This is a genomic window from Obesumbacterium proteus (assembly GCF_001586165.1).
In the GTDB taxonomy this organism is placed as follows: Bacteria; Pseudomonadota; Gammaproteobacteria; order Enterobacterales; family Enterobacteriaceae; genus Hafnia; species Hafnia protea.
In genome coordinates this window covers 3,025,531-3,043,055 of sequence record NZ_CP014608.1, presented here as the reverse complement: position 1 = coordinate 3,043,055, position 17,525 = coordinate 3,025,531, and the positions used below count along the sequence as shown (strand labels likewise).

The window sequence follows — 17,525 nt, the reverse complement described above, 5'->3', positions numbered from 1 at the left end:
ATTCCTTGCTAAAAAGTGGCGACATCCTATCACCACTATTCATTGAAGTAATTGATCTGTATTTTATTTTGTGACGCAGAAAACAGCCTATCGACCTACCTTTTTTTGTATTGCGGTTGTTATGCGACCTGACTGACCCAAAGCCCTATCTAGCTGCTGAGAGACAATCGCTATCACTTCATTTTTTGCTGCTTGGCTAATGGCCTGATTTTGCTGAGGGCTACCGTTCTGTTGCTGTTGCTGACCTTGAACGACAATATTCATACCGCTTAAATCAACGGCAACGCCACCAGCACCAGAGCCGCCAGTTAAGCCAAACATAGGGGCGCGACTCATTGATGGGCCACCAACTGCCCCGCCATTTGCGTAGCCGCGCATTAATGCATAAAGATTATCCGTCCCGATCCGGCTGGTTGATTCTTTTGTAAAAACAAACTCACCACGATGCACAATTCCGGCTGGTTCATACTTATCACCATCACCCGTATATCCACCCACTGCGTGACTAGATAGAGATTTAAGCCCCATCGGAACCGAGCCAGGATTATTGCCAGCCCCCTTTGAAGCGGAACCCATGCCAGCCCATCCAAGCGCCGCCTGAACCGCGTAAGCCACCAGCATCTGGTTTATAACCTGCAAAATCATCTTAAGGATTGATGTTCCAAACTCCTTAATATTTGCCCTGCCGGTCGTTGCCATTTCAGTCGCCATGTCTGAAAGGCCCTGCATTGTGGTTTGGCCTATCTGTGCAGTTGACTGAAATACATTAAGAGCATTTTCGGCAAACTGGGCGATGCCGAGATTTAACCCGCCAACAAAGTCCAGATCACGAGCATCGGCCTCACTAAATCCCTTATATAGTTCCTCTTTGGCTTTGTTATATTCGGCTGTGATTTTTCTAGCTGAGCCGGATCGGTAATGCCTTCTAGTGATTTGTTGTAGGTCTTCTTTAGCTGCGATTCTTGCGCTTCACGCTGCGTTCCCTTCGTGGTTTTCCCGAAACTCTTCTCCGCTTGCTTATTACGCTCTTCAATCTCTTTAGCGTAATCGCTCATCGTCTTCATAGCCTTTACGGCTTTATCGCGCTGCGCGTTCTCCTTGGCGATATTTGCTTCAAGCTGAAGGCTTGCGCGGATTTCGCTTTCACGCGAAAGCAAAGACTTTTGATCGGCGGTTAGAATGGATTTATTTTTCAGGTCTGCAATCTGCTGATTAAATTCAAGCAAGCGGCTTTCTTGCTGTGTCATTTTGTCAGTAGCTTCAGACTGCCCACGTAAAACAGCTAGACGCTGTTGGCTAGCCGCTAATTCCTTTGTAGCGGCATCATCTGTGATGGTCTTTGCTGCCGCTGGCTTTTTAGTCTCACGCGCTTGGGATTCAGCGAACTTTTCATTTTCTCGTGCTATTGCGGTGTCTTTAGCTTCCTTTGTTGCAAAGCCATTCTCTATTTCTCTTATTGTCCGTAGGTGCTTTTCTTTCTCAGTTTCGTATTGCTTATTTAGGGCCTGTGTAGCTAAAAGCTCTCGCTTTTGCCGGTCTTGTTCAACCTTTTCGGCTTTATCGCCAGCAGCCTTTCTATCACGCTGATATATCTTTTCTTTAACGGCGGCGATTTCAGCGTCAATGCTGGTAGTATTGATTCCCGCTGGCCTTATTGATTGTAACCGTTGTAGTTGTTCTTCTAACGTTGAGTCCCTTCCAACTCTTTTTGCGGTATCCCAAGCATATGCGGCCGCATCACCAATATTCTTCCACGCGCTTTCGATGAACCCCAAGTTCTCGACAACATCACTTGAGCGATTTTGAATTGCATCTGAATATGCATCCATCGCGATACGTGCAGCTTGCGTTATGTTACCGACTTCAGTTAGTGAAGATATTTGCTCTAACTGCGCTGCTGTCAGAAAATGTAATTGTTTGTCTAAATCTTGAGCAGCGCGAAGCGGATCTTCTTTCAAACGTTTGAAGTTCTCGATCGTGGCGTCTACTGATTGGCCAGTGGCTTTCTCCATCGCCAGCGCTGCACGCGTAACGCTCTCGAGCTGGGACGAACTGAAAGCACCTGAACCAGCAACCTTAGCCAGTGCCGCCGCTGCTGCGCCCTGCGTTCCGCCTGATTTGGCTATCGTTTTAGCCATTTCATTAAGGCGATCAGTTGTCACGCCAGCATAGTTTCCGGTTAGGATTAGCTGTTTATTGAACTCTTGGCTTTCTTGTGAGCCTTGGTAGTAGGCTGTAGCCAATGCTACGGCGCCAGTTGCAAGCCCACCCACCAATAATCGCATTGGTGTTAACTGAGAGATAAGAGCCTTGGCTGCATTACCCATACCGCCGAAAGAATCTTTAATCTGCCCACCCTGCTGTATAGCTACCATATAGATAGGCATACCAGATGCGAGTGACGTTACAACGTCGGTTATCTGCATAGGGAGTTGGCGCATTGCTTGGCGGTATTGTCCTGCCGAGATGGTGCCTTTCTTCCAAGCGTCCTCTTGCTGCTTAAGGCTTGCAATGAATGGTGCGGCTTCTTTCGTGGCGCCCAGCTGCGCGGCACGATAGGCCATAATTTCGGAATTGGTTTTTCCTTGCGTTTCGGCTTGTTCACGCAATCGACTAATAAAAGATTCTTTCGCCACGGTGGCGACTTTATCAGCCTGCGCAGCTTCCTTGGCGGCTTTCCCTGCGGCTGAGCTCTCATAAACTGATCGCTCTAAAGCTGATGTTAGGTTATCGATACCTTTAACACTGGCGGCGTAATCTGACGGGTCGATAAGCTTTTGTCGCAAGCCTTCGCGTAGTTTGTCTGACATTGCCGCCAAGTTGTCGAATGCCACGCCAACCGGATCAACCCGCCCACGAATAGCGACTAACTCGCGCTGTAAACCTTGAAGCTCTTTCGTTGTTCCTTCGTAAGATCGGCGGGTTTGCTCTCTCACTGCGGCACCGGCTGCAAACGCGGCGTTTACATCTTTTATTTTTGCCGATGTTTGCGCGTTTGAATCATTCAGGCTATCGGCTGCCGTTGCCGCTTTATTGCCGGAAGCTGCGAATTTATCTAATTCGTTGGTAGCACGTTCTAGGCTACTGGTATCTGCTACTAGTGAAATCTTGCCAATTTCATCGGCCATATAGCCCTCACAATTTATTTATCCTATAAAAAAGACCTCACTTAGGTGAGGCCTTGTTAATTTTGTAAACAGGTTAAGCGCCATGGTGAAATTAGCGTTCCATCTTGGATTTTTAGATTTAAATGAGTCATGCCGCTGACGATGGATAAATAAGCTTAAGTTGCCCTTTCACCCCATATGCTGCGGTACATCTGGCCTCAAAATCTTTGTAGTCTACACAGCCACTTGCAAGAGCCGTCACCGACATCAGTTGATACTCTACTGCGGCCAATAATTCAGGCTTAAGGAATTGGTGAATTTTCTCTCGGCCGTTTGTTTTACCTTTCACAGAGTCGTAAACAACATCTGGGAGCGCTACCCCATACACCCAATCAGCGGTAATTTTCCCAAATAATGCAGGGCATCCGCCAATGTGACCGTTATATGGAAGCCGCGTTAATTTGGATAGTGCTGAATAGAATGGAGCTTTAAACCTCTTCTCCCATGTAGTTGCCTCTTGATGGGTAAGGAGTTCAATAATTTGCTTGTCGGTGTAGCTAATTACCTGCCCACGAATGATTAAGTCAATTTGCTCGTCACACCAAATTTCAAAATCTACTGAAAGCCACCGTGCGAACCGTATCGCTAACTTTGGATGAATCCATGTTCCACCCTGAGGTCCAGTCTTGGTACTTACTAGACCACTACTCTTTACTAGCCTCAGAACCTTTGCCCTTGCCGAAGCAGAAGATGTATCTAACTCTCTGATTTCATTAATTTCTGTCAGAAAGCCAGATTTACCAAATAACTTCTTACTCAATGCAGACATGTATTCAAGTGCGTCGATCTGCCTAAGCCATGCGGTTGGCTCTTTATTAAATTTTTCCGCCACATCAGTAGCGTTAATCCAGCCCTCATCATTGAAGCGAATGCGGAGACCGTCATAATTTAAAGGGATAACATCGCTCATCGTATTTACCTTTCTGTGGTGCGAGCCTGTTCGCGTAGATATGGGCGGCCGAGAGCGGAACGATGAAATCCACCGCCCTATCTCAGACTCACACTACGGAAAGCTCTCATTGGGATATGCGCACGCGAATGCGCAGGAAATGCATATAAAAAACCTCACTGAAGTGAGGCCTTATTGTTTTTTGTCTGGTTTCTTCAGGGCTAAATCAGGTGTTTTTATGAAGTAACCGAAGTGCGGCGGCTTCCATAACTCTAAGATCACTAAACGCGCTTGCCTCATCCTCTACGCCTTTCACCTTCATAAGCCACGGCAGGCAGTTATAATCCAAGCCGCTAACGCCATTCATGCCGGTTCGCCATTGCGTAGCCATGCATATGAACACGTTAAAGGCGGGTGCAATATCCGGCCAGATTTCCACGATTTCATCATCGTAATCATCGGGGCTAAAGCCAAAGGCGTTATTTATGGGGATTTCAGGCGTATAGAATGCCTCGGCAAGCGCTATTAGTTTTTTTCGCGGATCGCCATCATTTCGCGGGTGTAGGCACTGGAAATAGAATCAAACGCGCGCGCGTAGTTTTCCAAAAGGGTGATCACATTATCGCGATTGAACTCTTCCGGCAGTTCCCAGCCTTGGCAAATTTCCATCAAATAATCCGCGGTGGGCTCATTGGTAAATTTATTCTCTTCACGTTGCACGGCGAGCTTTTCGCTTAGCGCTTTTTCTAAGGATTCAAGCTCTGCGCGTTGTTTATTCTTGAATGTAATGATCAGTTCGCCATCATCATCTCCAGCACGGGGAATCATCACTGGAATGGAGAAGGTAGGGTTAGGGTTGAAGCAGACTTTTTTAGCCATGAAAATTGTTTCCTATTGAATTAAATTATTTCGGATATCGGAAGGAATAGCCCGTCAGTGCGGGCTATTGGCATTAAATAAACATTGTTATTTTTTTGGTGCGGCGGCGCTCGCTGGCGCAGTAGCGCTAGCCTGTTTATAGGCAGTCAAACCAGATTGAAGGTTTAGCGTTGCCGTGACCGTTTCAACCGTGTTCACCGCAGTATTAGGAATATCGTTAAAGGATGCCTTAGCAGACCAGTAGCGATTCTCTTTTGCCTTCGGTACAAACATGTAAGCGGCTAAGGTGTCTTGCGAGCTATCCGCTTGTCGCAATAGGTCATAAAACGGAAGGCTTGAATCATGGGCAATTGTGTATGTTTGGACGCGGGCAGTTTTGAACGTGTTTACGTTGCGCTGCGTTGTATCGGATAAGAACTGAAGCTGTATGCTCTGCTGTTCACCACCTGAGCTAGCCACTTCAGTAATTTGAGACATTTCCTCCCATGACTTAATGACTCGGAAGCTACCTGCGCCGCCACCAGCGGCAAAATCGCCGGTGTTCAACGTATTAATATCTTCGAGCGTTACAGAGGATTCAGAGGCTTCTTTAACTCGCGCGATAACCTCATCAAGACCAGGCCACGCCGAGCGGATGTGAATAATATCGCCGGCTTTTGCCTTGGTTGCTTCGGCAGTAGTGAAAACAGTTTCGGCCGCGTTGGTTGCTGCGGTGACGGTTTCGGCTTCCGCATATGTTTTAGCAAGATAAACATGCGAGCCGTTAGGCAATGCAAAGCCCATAGGGAATACTCCAATTTTAGGTATAAAAAAACCGCCCTAATGGCGGTGTGTTTGGTTTTGCTTGGTGCGGAATGTTATCTACCGTTTAATGCTTGCCAGATAGAACCGCCGGGGCGTAAGGCCGTTGAAATACCAGTGCGAATTAATGCATTGATATCTCCGTTGGATAATTGCTTTTGCCCTAATGGCAAGTCCTCAGCATAAGGCGCCTGTTCAATAGTGAAAGCGGGGGCATAGTAGACGGGCTCGCCATTTTTCGGCTTTTCAAATTCCTTACTATTGGCGATCGCGTTTTCGATAACTTCGCTAACGTTGGCAGCTGTAACAGCCTTCTTATTGATAAACGCTTCATTAATGAAAACCTTCACTGATTCGGATTGCACCTCTTTCGATTCGGTACCAGTACCCAGCAAGCCAGCTGGCAGGCGTTCAACCAGTTCGAGAAGATGCGAAACCTTAGCGATCGCCGCGTCAATATCGCTGCTATCAATTTTGATTTTAATTTCTGCCATGATTATTTCATCCTGTAACGGTGTCGGCCCGATAATCGATATTAACGGGGATTAAATAACGGGTATCACTAGGAAGCGGCCGCATTCGATACGGTACCGATTCAATGTATGCGGTAAATTCGCCGCTGGTTAGCTCCAAGCCGGCCGGAAAGGCTTTCAGGATACTATCTGCCACCTCTCCCGCTTTCGTCTTGCCTGAGCCCGCAGGCGCTACCACATCCACTTGAAACACGCCGCGGAAGACTTGCAGCGCGCCGGCAATATCAATGCCAAGCGTTTTAGCAGGCAAGATATGCGAGCGCAGATAAATTGCTTTGCTGTCTTTAGGCTTGAAACTGATATTTTCCATCGCGATTTCTAAGCCTAGCGTCGCGGCCACGCCGGCCAACTTTGATTCTAAAAGCTGCGTGATTAGTGTCGTTGACATTTAGCCGTTAACCTCCTGCATAACTTCGCGAAAAATGCTTGGAAAATCCTTCACGGTTACGCGGATCATTCCTTCCGGTGCCTGCTGTGAATGGCCTTCGACTTCTAACCGGTAGGCATAGGGAACGTTGTTCACAAAATAAATGGTACGCATGCCTACTTTGAATTGCTCTAAAACCATGTTCCCCGTTGCCATAGTTGTAGATCCGCCCGCGTCTACGCGGTTTGTTTCTCCGCTAGGTTCGTGATCTATTCCTATTTGCCAATTACCCTTGAAGCGGCCGCCGGTATATCCTGCCGGCGCTTTAATATCCATACTGTCCGAAACGCGGGCTTTCTTCTTCAGTCGCCCCGTTTTGGTCAGATTAGCCGGATCCTGCTTAGCGGCCTCGTTGGCCTCGTATACCGCGCGGTTATATTGGGCCGCAGTCTGATTAATGGCCCATATTTCAGGATTACCAACGGGTGACATATCTACAAGGCGCGCAAGAATTTTTATCCCCGTTCGCCTTACTACTTCGTCCATCTTATTTTTCGAGCCATCAACGAATAGATTGATAGATGCCATAAACTGATCGCTATTTGCCATGACTAGGCCCTTAGCTGTGGTTTATATAAAATGAGAACGCCAGCCGGCTTGATGGGGTTAGGTGCTATAACTCGATAGCGGCGGCCGTCTACATCGATCCAATCGTCTATCTTAATTTCAGTTTCGGCCGTGGCTATAATTTGAAAATCGCCAGATTCAATTAGCGTTCCGTCGATTTCGTTTAATTTGTACTGCACCACAATTCCGGTGATCGCCAGGCTTACTTCCGGCGTTTCAACCTCGATGCCGCCTATGTTTTCGACCCCGCCACCACGCCAAAGGGCAAACTTCTTCCCATTCTTCGCGATTGACTTGGCCGCTCTTAACTGCGCTTTCAGGTAGTTCATGGCCGCAACTCCTTAGCAAGCTAGTTAATTTTTCCAGACTCAGCCGCCGCGCTGCGAGCCCATGAATCCAAATCCAAAGATGTAGCCACGCTATAGTGATGCTGTTTATCCATTTCATAGCAATTCACATCCCCGCCGGAATAAATATCTAATTGAATGGCGATTCTTACCGCTTCTACCGCATCCTTGCCGGCCAGCATGGCAGCTAACGCAAAGCTTTTACCGGTACCAGCTACCCAAGGGAATTTAGGAATAGCCATTGGGATTAGCTTTTCACCGAATTCCTGCGGTGCGCTGCCGTCATTAGGAATGAATAGACCGACAAAACTTGTTAAAACCGGCCGGGTTTCTTTGCGCCCTGCATTGAACCATTGCACGACCAATAATCCATCTTCTTGATTCCCTGCGGTGGCAAGTACCCCGCCAACAACATTGGCAATCTTATTTATGGTGCCGGCTCGCATATCGTCGTATGTGACGAGCGAATCAGTCGCAAGCGTCTTACCGTCAAAAGCGATAGTAGTCATTACGCGCGCCTCGCGATGGCGTTAGCCTCAAAAGTGCTAGTGGTGAATTCGCGCAGCATCGAATCAACGGCCGGATAAGACGGCTTGAAAGATTCGCCATCCGCGATCGCGTAAGTGGTATCGATAGCGCCTTCAATGCGTTCGCGCTTGATAGCGGCTTCACGGTTAGAAGCCAGTAAATCACCTTCTTTGGCTTCGATTGCGAGCATGCATTGTGCGGTGACCAATTCGCGCGGGATCTTGTCTTTAGGATATAAACGACCATCAAAGACAACGTTAGAACGCGGCCACGCCAACGGCTGATCGTCTTTGGTGCGCTGCCCCTGCCAGTTTAAGCCGGTTAGATAATCCATCGCCTTAATGAGTAGCGGCTCTGTTTTTTCCGGCAGCTCTAGATCGCGCCCTTCGGCGTACTTGGACAAATCATCCGCTGATGCATAGCTATTAAAATCCGGTGATGTTGGATCGGTGACTAGCATTAATCCCCCTGCAAAGAAAAAGGGGCCGAAGCCCCTTGTTTATAAACGCATCAGTTATGCTGTCGGTACCGTTACTTTACTGACGGCGGTTTTATTGCCATCCATAGTTGTAACAGTAATATCGGCCGCGCCAGCTGCAACGCCGGTAACCTCGCCGGTTGCTTCATCTACGGTAGCGATAGCCGCATCAGACGTGGTGAATTTAACGGCCTTATTGGTTGCGTTTGTAGGCGCCACTGTTGCTGCTAATTTCACTTTCGCACCGATCGCCACATCAGCAGTAGCCGGATCAATCGTTACACCAGTTACTGCAACGTTAGCCGCATTAAAGGTGATGCTTTCCGTCGTGGCTTCAACGCCGTTAACGGTTGCCGTTACTACTGCGGCGCCGGCGGCATTAGACGACAATTTAGTCGTAGCGCCACCTGCTGCGCCCGTCTTACCTGATTCAGTGCTCAAAGTTCCCGCAGTCGTCTTCCAAGTAACGGCCGCCCCGCTTACTGGCTGGCCGTTTTTGGTAAACGTTAGGGAAATTGTAGCGCTATCAGTTCCATCGGCGGTGACGGATGTTTTATCCGCCGATAGTGTTACTCCCCCGCGCTGGCCGCCTTCAGCTTGATCATCACGCCTGCGGTTACTTTGTTGTCTTTGGCGTATTTCTTCCAGTTATCCGCGGTGCCGATCTTGGTTAAATCAGGGTTAGCGCCGCCGGTAGTTTCATTCCAGCTATAACCAAGCATATCAATGTTCACGGTGCCTTCCGCGCGGTAACCAACGCTCAGGTTCTCTTCATCGTTGATGTCGAAAGAGCGGAAACCCGGTGCTTGCGACTCGGTAATCGCGATAGCGTTAGGCAACAAGCCCAAGATGACATCGACTGGCGCGGTATCGGTCACTAGAACCGGTTTACCCAGCGTACCAGGCAGGCCGCCATAAACTACCACGCCGGCTTCTTCATAAAGCTTGTTAGTGATCGCCTCATCAACAATGTCAAAGTAGGAAGCGGAATGCATAACAAAAAGACTAATACGGCCGAATTTATCGCCGTACTTACGCATGCCTTTGGTCAGCGTTTTTTTACCATCGGTTGCGATGTCGGCAGTAACAACCATATCGGTATTAGCGCCAATGGCTGCAACGGCGGCGCTAATGGCATATTTCACAAAGCCTTCCAGCGTCGCATCGGCAACATCGGTGCCAACTACGGAAGAGAATTCATCTAGCGCACGCCCGCGGCGCTTGAATGCTTCTTCAGTCGTCGCGTAAGGGCCATATTTCCATGGTGCCTTCACGCCTACGGCTTCGCCCGCTCCGATCTTCTTGTTGGTTACTTTATCAACGGAATTAACATCACGATGTTCGATAGTGCCGCCGAGAACGTAGAAAGCGCGCTTTTTGAAATCGCCCTCAATCATTTCGTTATCTAAAACGATGGCGCCATTAGAAGACGCATTGAAAACATCCAAGTTATCTTGGCGACGCTCTAAATAGGAAGTCTGCGCCAAATCGTTATAAATAATCAGATCACTGTTTACTGTAGTGGTCATATCTTTAAATCCTTATTTCGGAAGTCGTAAATAGGCCTGCTGGCCGTTAGTTCGAATAAATTCGTTTTTCTGCGATTGGCTCATTTCAGAGCGTTTCAGATTGCCACCGCCATTTTTGTGTGCGCCAGCTCCGCTACCTTCAGCGCGCGGCCACAAATGCGGCGCCGTGTCTTTCATTGATTCGGCCCATTCAAAAGGCGAAAGCGGCGTTTTGCCGTCCTTGCCTAATAACTGGTTACCATCCTTATCAACGGCTACGGCCTCGCCTTCCTCGTTAACTTGGAAAAGCCCTTTAGCGCGTAGGATTAAATCGTCTACGGCATCAGGGATTGCGCCAGCCTTCAGCGCAGCTGCGCGGATTGAATCGCCTAAAACGCGATCACGGAATTTGTTTGAAAACGCTTCCGCTTTATCTGCGCGGTCATTTGCGGCTTTGATTTGCTTATCGGAATCAGTGCGCATGCGCTCTGTACGTTTATTTAATACTTCGTCGATCTGTCCGTTGGCGATTAGCTTGGCTTCTTCGTCGTCGGAAAATCGCTGCAAGATAGTGCGCACCGCATCGGGATCAATGCCGTCGAAACGCTTCAAGTTATCGCCTTGCTCTTTAAGCTTGCCGAGTAATTCACTATTTTTCGATTTCAAGCCGGTTACGTGAGTAGCCACCTGTTGATCGATTAGCGCTTGGATTTCTGGCGTAATTTCAACGCCACCACCTTCGCCGCCCGCGGCGCCTTCGCCTTCTCCTGCTGCTGCGTAGTATTTAATAAACAAATTGCGATAAAGCATGATCATTCCCCTCGGGAGTTGTTGCGGGCCTCGCCCATAAAAAAAGCCCCGTTTTTAGGCGGGGCCGTGCTTCAGATATAAAAAAAGCCGCCCTAGGCAGCCATTTAAAAGATTCGATGTAATGCCGCTAACTAGTGCGGCTGGTATTCTTCGCGCTCACATGGGATCGGCGTATAAATCGGCGCGGCCATTGCGGCTACATATTCATTTATGCGGGTTGCACTTTCCTTAACTTCGTTTGCGGATAGCGTTACATAATCTGCATTGCTTCCGTAAAAAAGCTTCAGGCTATCGATGGGAACGCCTTCAATGATGTAAATCGCGTGATACTCATCGGCTTTACCGAATACCACATTTTCATGAATAACCATTTCGCCGCTCATGATCCGGTAATGAAGTTCGGCACCTCGCACCATGCCGCCGGGATTGCGCGTTAGGTTTTTAACGAAAATATCAATTTTAGCCATTTTTAACCTACTCTATTATTCGCTGTGCGCTTTATGGCAAAGCGTAATTTTAAGCTATGCAGTTGCATTACTTTAGCGGCGCTCGCCTAATGCAGCCCGCGTAGCGCTATTATTTGTTATTAGGTTAGCGTAATTCTTACATAGGGGCCTTTCCATTCAGCGTCATTGCGCATCGGGCGCGGTAAAACTTCCATTGAAACCACGTTCAAACCAGTTTGCTCTTTCAATTCACGGCATTTCAGACCGATAAACTCGCCTATTTCAGCCTCAATACGTTCTTTGATTTCGCATGCTGTCATAATGTAACCTCGATTAATTAACTGTCTTTATTGACATCATCCATCACAGCCGCGCTAATCAACCCCCCGATCATGTGCGCTTCTGGCGTATTTCCGCCTGCCTTATCGCTCAATGCTTCTAAGGCATCCAGTAGGTTATCTGGCCTTGGGTTGGCGTGGTATAGCTCTGTTGCCTGTTTTAAGTACGGGAATTTTTCTTCAGCCATTCTAAAAGCTCCGGGTTTATTCGTTTATGCTCACTCTCATCGCCCAACATATAAAGCGCGACGGCCTCAGCAAATAGCTCTCGCTCATTACTTGCAGCATAGTAGCTTACGGGGCGCCACCAGCCCGCCTGATAAGCTTTTGTGGAAAGATATTCCAGCTCATCAAGATTAGAATAATAAAGGTGATGTCCCATTTCATGGGTAACAGTACCCGCTACAGATTGCTTTGCTGCATATTCAAAAGCAAATCCCTTAGCGGCTTTCTCTGCTGCGACATTAACCATATCTAGCTGTTTGATAGGTAGCATAGAAAGAAAATCAACATCAGATCCATTCTTACGAATTTCGTCCCATCGTTGTTGCTCTAACGCCCAAGCTGAAATATGAATAGACTGATTTTCCTTGAAGTAAGCCCCTGCGGCAGATGCCTTCATCCCTTCTCGCTCGCTGAATGAAGAAAGCGGCGCAAGGTTGAACTTAGTTAACACATCGCTCATCGCTTGCGCTGCTTCTTTAGCAGATTCAATTGGCGTTCCATCGGGAAAATGCAACTGGTTAGCGATAACACCTTGCATGCCATTTTCAATATCACGCAGCGTTTTAGCATCAGCCAAAGAAAAACCGGACTTACGTCCGGCTGTTTCTATCTCTTTTAACTGCGCTAGCGTTAGCCATTCGCCGTTATCTGTATACATATCACTAAGCTTAATTTCGCCTGCACGATACATCCGCCCACGCTCAGCGCCTAGAACCTGATCTTGCCGGTATGCTGATTGCTTAGATAACCATTCTAAATATGATGTTTCGGCGGGGATCTGTCCGTCCATCGTTGCGCGCGTGGCACCGCTTAGCTCGCCCTTTTTGAAACCAAGTTCCCGCCATGATTTAGTAACAAACTTTTCGCTGCTGCGGCAGCAAAAATGAATTTTGCCAGGGCCTTGTAGATACGGAATTTTATGGCCGAGCGGCTTGTTTTTGAGTGAATACATTAGACGATCGCGGATCCGGCACTGCGCCGAAGTCTTCGTGTCTAACGTGCTGCTCCACTGCTTCGCCTTAATAATATCGCTATTGTTTTTAGCGAATTTCTCGCGCGCTTCCGCGGCCGTATGGTTAACCGCTGTTTTGATAATGCTTGCCGCGTTGGCGCGGCTAACCTGCAAGGCACCGTCTTTATAATCGGCCCCTTTGGTACCACGCACCCGTCGAATAATTGTTTCAACGGTTTCGCCTTGAAGAAAGCCATTACTTACGGCAGTGGTGATGCGCTTCAGGCGGTCTGACTCAAGGTTACTGGCCCAATCCTTCAGCAAGCGGCCTTGGAACGGCTTAGACATTGCCGCCGCGTATACCTGTTCAAACGATATGCCAGCCAACGGGAAACGCTCTAACACTTCCGCAGGCAGAAGAGATGAAAACAAATCTAACTGATAGCCGGCTTCATGCTTGGCAAAATCTTTGATTTCGGTTTGCAAGCCAGCAAGCATGCTTTGTGTCGCTATTTCGTTCACCTTTCGAACGTCGCCTAAGAGGCTTTCAAGGCGTTTCACCGTGAAACTGTCTGGCTCTAATTCATCCAGCGCGGCGAAAAGCTTGGCGGATAACTCCGCATCGCTTTGATTAAGGATCTTAATCATCTTTTTCGCTACGCCGGTTGAATAACGGCTTACAAACAACGTATGGGCGATTGCTTCCTCGCTAAGTCTTTCGTTTACCGTTGCCATGTTTCACCCTTGCTGGCTATTGTGCGCCGTTGCTACCGCCGGCCATGAAGTTCGGGCCTTCGCTGTTTAACTCGTCCATGATTGCATTGAAATCCTTACCAGGATCGATAACGTCCATCTTTTGCAGTTGTCGAATAAGATCAGCGATAGGAAGCGCTTTATTCATCCAGGCAGAAACCAGTGCCGTGATGGTCTGCGGATCTACTAACTTGGCGATGAAGTCTTGATTCAGCTCATACTTGATATTCTCTTCAGACTGGCCCATGTAACGCGCGCACCATTTAAGCGCCTGCGTGTAAGCCGCTGATACGTTAGCGCAGCAAAGGCCAAGAATTGACGTAGCCGCGGCTTGCTCGCCGCTAGATTGCGTCGCAGTCTTCGCCGTGGCGTTCTGCTCAAGCAAACGGGCTCCAAGCTTAATCATGTAATCAACTTTATCGTTCATGGCTTCGCGAACAATCATATTCGGCTGGCCCTGCATGATGCCGCAAGAGCCTTCCTTGGGTAGCATAATTGGATTACGTGAACCAAAGGCGATGCCGTTTTTCTTAATGTATTCGCGCCAATCTGTATCCGCGCCACTTACCCAAGGCTGGGCCTGCCCACAAAAGAAAACGCTATCTTCATAATCGGCTGAGTTGCGGTAATGGCCCAGGTTGATTTCGACCAACGACGATAAAGGCGCGTCGTCGATCACGGCGTCGTTATTCTGAGCGCCAATAAAAGTAAACGGGATCTCGTCCCAATGCGTTTTTCCTTTCGGCTTAGGTTCAATTTTTGAACTAATAGAATACGCGCCGGCAGCTTCACTGCTTTTTGTCCAAATATCGACAAAAAAACGGGAGTCTTTAAGGTACAAAACGCGATATTGAATTTCGTCTTTGAAGCCGAATCCATCCGGTTTTTCGATACATTCGCGCAGAACAATTAACGTATATTTATTCATGCCGCCAATATTTTCAACGCGCCAGTTCGGCACATCCTCGGCCCGATAAGCTACGATAATGCTCTGCTCTCCCGAGGCTGCATAATCGACGTAGAGACCATGGCGGCCGACTTCCAAAACGGATTCGAGCGCGAATTGGGATTGCTGAATAATGCTAGTGTTAGATCCATCAGCGTTAGTTTTCAGCTTATCCATTTTGTCGGGAATTTCTAACGCCGGCGGCTTGCGGAATGCCAAACCCTGAAGCCCGATCCGAGTATGCCCCACGATGCCGTAAAACACGGCGCGCTTTAAATAGTCCGCGTTTCGCTGTTGATTTAACGCTGTTTTATCGTTCGGGCTCAACATCGGTAGATAAACATTACCGGCAGCTTTAACAGCGATCGGCCCGCTGCATACATCGCGGTTTTTCTTCCATTGCTCTGATGCGGCTTGATATTCGGGCCGCGTAAAGGTTACATCGTTGTTGTTGCTCATCAGTACGCAGACCCCATGAAATCATTTTCGTAAATATTCTTAGGCCCAAGTGGGAAGAGTTTAATGATCGTATAGCCACCAGCATCGACCGCATGATCGAAGCCGCCTTTTTTATCCGGCTCGCCTGCGTCGTTATAGATTTGGCGCTCTAAACACTTGGTATAGATTGGGCATTTTTTGGTATTAACTTTCATGCGCCGTTCATCGTAGGTATTACATAACATCGAGTTAACCGCGTTGATGCGGTCTTTTACGGCAGGGTTTGAATCGTTAACGCGCACAATAAAGCCGGCGTCTTCAAGCAAAGACAAGTCTGACTGGCTGGCGTTGTTTGATTTTCGGTTTTGACCTGAAGCATCGGGATATACATAAATCTTATGATTCGGATAATGCTTCTTCAGCTCTATGATCATCGCCGGCGTGTCGAATATCTCCATATGCTCGGCCAAGGCGCTGATCGCGTTCTTGCCTTTCCGAACGTACACAACGGCGGCCATATGTTCGACGTTGAAGTCCATCCCGATATGCAGCTCATCATCAGGCTTTATCGTGTCGTCTGTATGATTCAGCGCGCGATTGAAGCAATAATAAACAACGCCTTTGTAGTTCTCGAAACTGGCTTCGTATTCTTGCCGGAATGTTCGCGGATCCATCTTGCGACGGGCCGCTTCGATTTCTTCCGGCGGTACGTTTCCGCCATCCAATGACGTATAAAGCCAGCTTTTATGATCGGGCTCACCACCGTCTTTGCCGTCTTGCCAAGTATCGTAACAATGGTTAAACCCTTTCGGCGTTCCGATGCGTAGCGCATGGCCGCCGCGACGTTCTTCACCGTTCACGTAATAGCGACAGGATGAAAGCATGGGGCGCAATACTTCTTCCCACGCTTCATACGGACAATCGGCCCACTCATCGACCAGCGCAAAGAAAAGACCGGATCCGCGCAAGTCGTCGTAGTTGTTCAGGCCAACACATCGCATTATATGTCCGCTTTTCAGCGTAATAACGCATTCGGTTTCGTTCGGCTTGCCAGCGCGCCAGTGCGGCGGGATTGATTGCTTTAAACGGCGCCAGAAAACGCGCTTAGCCTGTTTAAACGTGGGCGCGCAGTACCAGATTTCATCCTCAACACTAACGCCCCATTTCACGGCCAGCCGCGCCGCTCTGCGCATTTCAGCTTTGCCTAAGAATGTTTTCCCGAAGCGGCGGCCGCAAACAGCATCGCGGAAACGGGCTTTAGGCTGCCATCCCCAGGCATAAATATTGGCCTGCTTTGGCGTTAAAACAGGCGCTAAGTTAGAGGATCGGCTCGTCGGGGATTGGTTCATCAGGGCTCACCGTTTGCAGTTGGTAATCTTCCTCGAAGCCTGATCGATCATCCGGCCGGCTAAGCTCGTTGCGTATCTTCTGAGTTTCCAGATTTTCACGCTCAAGGCGGGCGCGTTTAATGGCCTTATCTTCCGGTGATTCAAGCGCCCCTAATGCGCGGGCGATATTCTCCAGCATCTTTTCTTTGCTGATTGTTAAGACTTCGATCCCGTTCTTGGTTTGCTTCACGCCGGCATAAGCCAAACGGGCTAGCGGGGATAATTCGCGCGTGTCGTGTATGTGTACGCGGCTAATACCTTCACCACCGCATTCGGGGCAATCGGGATTAGGTTCACGCGTCTTTAAGTAATCAAGGCCGCCAGCGCAGTCGGGCGCGTCTTTCTCGGCACGCTCCGCCTTCTCGCATGCCAACCGGTATTCGTCGGCCGTCCATTCGTAAGCGTGACCAATGCCCCAGCAATGGCGGCAACACCCGCGGCGCAACTCTGAAATTTCATTGGCATCGAGCGTTGCTAATTGCCACATCTGCGCGATAACATCGGCCGCGGAAACCAGCGATAACTCGGCCGCGGCGCGCAGCTGCTTATCAATTGCGGCTCTAACATGCGGTTTTTGTAGCAACTGATAACCGAGTGTAGAGGCGCTTTTAGGACTATAGCCCGCGCGTAAAGCGGCTTGCGTGGCGTGTTTATCCTTTAGATATTCAATGACAAATTGTTTTTGCTGATCGTTTAGGTCTTCATCATTGATTAATATGGCTGCGCTTTTCGATGCCTGCGCTTTGCGCATTCGTGTTTGCGCAGATTGCGCAGTTTTATTCTGCGCAGTTTTTGCGGAAGTCTTTGTGGGCTTCTTGATATACCGGCGGGCTGATGTGTAATTAATTTCTTTTGCTTCACACCATTCTTTCGGTGATACGCCAGTGCTGATGAATGCGGCTAAATATTCCTTTTGCCTGGCTGCCCAATCTTGTTTAGCCATGGCGACTTCTCCAAAGGTAAATGCGCTTTTGCGCAAATCGTAAAAACTGCGCTCTCGCAGCTGTCACGCCGTTTTGCCTGCTCGGGCTGACGTTTTCCGAAAACGTGGGTAAAAAGGTATAAAACTCCCTGCATTGATTGTTTTTGAATAGCCTTGCACGAA

Annotated in this window: 21 protein-coding genes and 1 pseudogene; all 22 read right to left on the bottom strand. The window is 48.6% G+C overall.

Going from position 1 to position 17,525, the window contains the following annotated elements; all coding sequences use genetic code 11:
• Positions 1-87 precede the first annotated feature (87 nt).
• On the bottom strand, positions 88-894 hold the full coding sequence (locus DSM2777_RS24520; RefSeq protein ID WP_237087853.1) for a phage tail tape measure protein: 807 nt from the start codon (positions 892-894) through the stop codon (positions 88-90).
• The gene (locus DSM2777_RS14440) at positions 804-3,128 is read right to left on the bottom strand and encodes a phage tail length tape measure family protein (protein ID WP_061554343.1); all 2,325 of its coding nucleotides are present in this window, start codon (positions 3,126-3,128) and stop codon (positions 804-806) included. Before DSM2777_RS14440 ends, DSM2777_RS24520 begins: the two co-directional genes overlap by 91 nt.
• Before the next feature lie 127 nt (positions 3,129-3,255).
• Positions 3,256-4,077: a KilA-N domain-containing protein gene (locus DSM2777_RS14435; RefSeq protein WP_061554342.1), complete on the bottom strand. Its 822-nt coding sequence runs from the start codon at positions 4,075-4,077 to the stop codon at positions 3,256-3,258.
• A 205-nt stretch (positions 4,078-4,282) separates the two neighbouring features.
• Positions 4,283-4,495, bottom strand: coding sequence for a DUF1799 domain-containing protein (locus DSM2777_RS14430; RefSeq protein WP_335340651.1), 213 nt, complete (start codon positions 4,493-4,495; stop codon positions 4,283-4,285).
• Positions 4,496-4,581: 86 nt separating this feature from the next.
• Positions 4,582-4,935: a phage tail assembly chaperone gene (locus DSM2777_RS14425; RefSeq protein ID WP_061554341.1), complete on the bottom strand. Its 354-nt coding sequence runs from the start codon at positions 4,933-4,935 to the stop codon at positions 4,582-4,584.
• Positions 4,936-5,022: 87 nt separating this feature from the next.
• Positions 5,023-5,718, bottom strand: a complete 696-nt coding sequence (locus DSM2777_RS14420; protein ID WP_061554340.1) for a phage tail protein — start codon at positions 5,716-5,718, stop codon at positions 5,023-5,025.
• 74 nt (positions 5,719-5,792) lie between these two features.
• A complete protein-coding gene (locus DSM2777_RS14415; RefSeq protein ID WP_061554339.1) occupies positions 5,793-6,230 on the bottom strand; it encodes a hypothetical protein in 438 nt (145 codons plus the stop codon).
• A gap of 7 nt (positions 6,231-6,237) precedes the next feature.
• Complete coding sequence (locus DSM2777_RS14410; protein WP_061554338.1) at positions 6,238-6,657, bottom strand: phage tail terminator-like protein; 420 nt, start codon at positions 6,655-6,657, stop codon at positions 6,238-6,240.
• Positions 6,658-7,245: a hypothetical protein gene (locus tag DSM2777_RS14405; protein WP_061554337.1), complete on the bottom strand. Its 588-nt coding sequence runs from the start codon at positions 7,243-7,245 to the stop codon at positions 6,658-6,660. It abuts the gene before it with no gap.
• Between the two features lie 2 nt (positions 7,246-7,247).
• Positions 7,248-7,592: a hypothetical protein gene (locus DSM2777_RS14400; RefSeq protein ID WP_061554336.1), complete on the bottom strand. Its 345-nt coding sequence runs from the start codon at positions 7,590-7,592 to the stop codon at positions 7,248-7,250.
• A 20-nt stretch (positions 7,593-7,612) separates the two neighbouring features.
• The gene (locus tag DSM2777_RS14395) at positions 7,613-8,119 is read right to left on the bottom strand and encodes a hypothetical protein (protein ID WP_061554335.1); all 507 of its coding nucleotides are present in this window, start codon (positions 8,117-8,119) and stop codon (positions 7,613-7,615) included.
• On the bottom strand, positions 8,119-8,598 hold the full coding sequence (locus tag DSM2777_RS14390) for a DnaT-like ssDNA-binding protein (RefSeq protein WP_061554334.1): 480 nt from the start codon (positions 8,596-8,598) through the stop codon (positions 8,119-8,121). Before DSM2777_RS14390 ends, DSM2777_RS14395 begins: the two co-directional genes overlap by 1 nt.
• 54 nt (positions 8,599-8,652) lie before the next feature.
• A complete protein-coding gene (locus tag DSM2777_RS24750; protein WP_082790885.1) occupies positions 8,653-9,132 on the bottom strand; it encodes an Ig-like domain-containing protein in 480 nt (159 codons plus the stop codon).
• Between the two features lie 53 nt (positions 9,133-9,185).
• Positions 9,186-10,145 carry a major capsid protein gene (locus DSM2777_RS24745; protein ID WP_061554332.1) on the bottom strand — a complete coding sequence of 320 codons (960 nt, stop codon included), beginning with the start codon at positions 10,143-10,145 and terminating at the stop codon, positions 9,186-9,188.
• Positions 10,146-10,157: 12 nt separating this feature from the next.
• Positions 10,158-10,934: a hypothetical protein gene (locus DSM2777_RS14375; protein WP_061554331.1), complete on the bottom strand. Its 777-nt coding sequence runs from the start codon at positions 10,932-10,934 to the stop codon at positions 10,158-10,160.
• A gap of 131 nt (positions 10,935-11,065) precedes the next feature.
• Positions 11,066-11,401 carry a hypothetical protein gene (locus DSM2777_RS14370; RefSeq protein ID WP_061554330.1) on the bottom strand — a complete coding sequence of 112 codons (336 nt, stop codon included), beginning with the start codon at positions 11,399-11,401 and terminating at the stop codon, positions 11,066-11,068.
• Between the two features lie 119 nt (positions 11,402-11,520).
• Complete coding sequence (locus tag DSM2777_RS14365; protein ID WP_061554329.1) at positions 11,521-11,700, bottom strand: hypothetical protein; 180 nt, start codon at positions 11,698-11,700, stop codon at positions 11,521-11,523.
• A gap of 17 nt (positions 11,701-11,717) precedes the next feature.
• A complete protein-coding gene (locus DSM2777_RS14360; RefSeq protein ID WP_061554328.1) occupies positions 11,718-11,906 on the bottom strand; it encodes a hypothetical protein in 189 nt (62 codons plus the stop codon).
• A gap of 641 nt (positions 11,907-12,547) precedes the next feature.
• Positions 12,548-13,630, bottom strand: a pseudogene (locus DSM2777_RS25000) (phage minor head protein); the annotation flags it as partial.
• Positions 13,631-13,646: 16 nt separating this feature from the next.
• A complete protein-coding gene (locus DSM2777_RS14350) occupies positions 13,647-15,053 on the bottom strand; it encodes a DUF4055 domain-containing protein (protein ID WP_061554327.1) in 1,407 nt (468 codons plus the stop codon).
• Positions 15,053-16,381 (bottom strand): phage terminase large subunit family protein, encoded by a 1,329-nt coding sequence (locus DSM2777_RS14345; protein ID WP_061554326.1) that lies wholly within the window; start codon positions 16,379-16,381, stop codon positions 15,053-15,055. Before DSM2777_RS14345 ends, DSM2777_RS14350 begins: the two co-directional genes overlap by 1 nt.
• Positions 16,350-17,363 (bottom strand): terminase small subunit, encoded by a 1,014-nt coding sequence (locus DSM2777_RS14340; protein WP_061554325.1) that lies wholly within the window; start codon positions 17,361-17,363, stop codon positions 16,350-16,352. The genes DSM2777_RS14345 and DSM2777_RS14340 overlap by 32 nt, the downstream gene beginning before the upstream one ends.
• Positions 17,364-17,525: the final 162 nt, after the last annotated feature.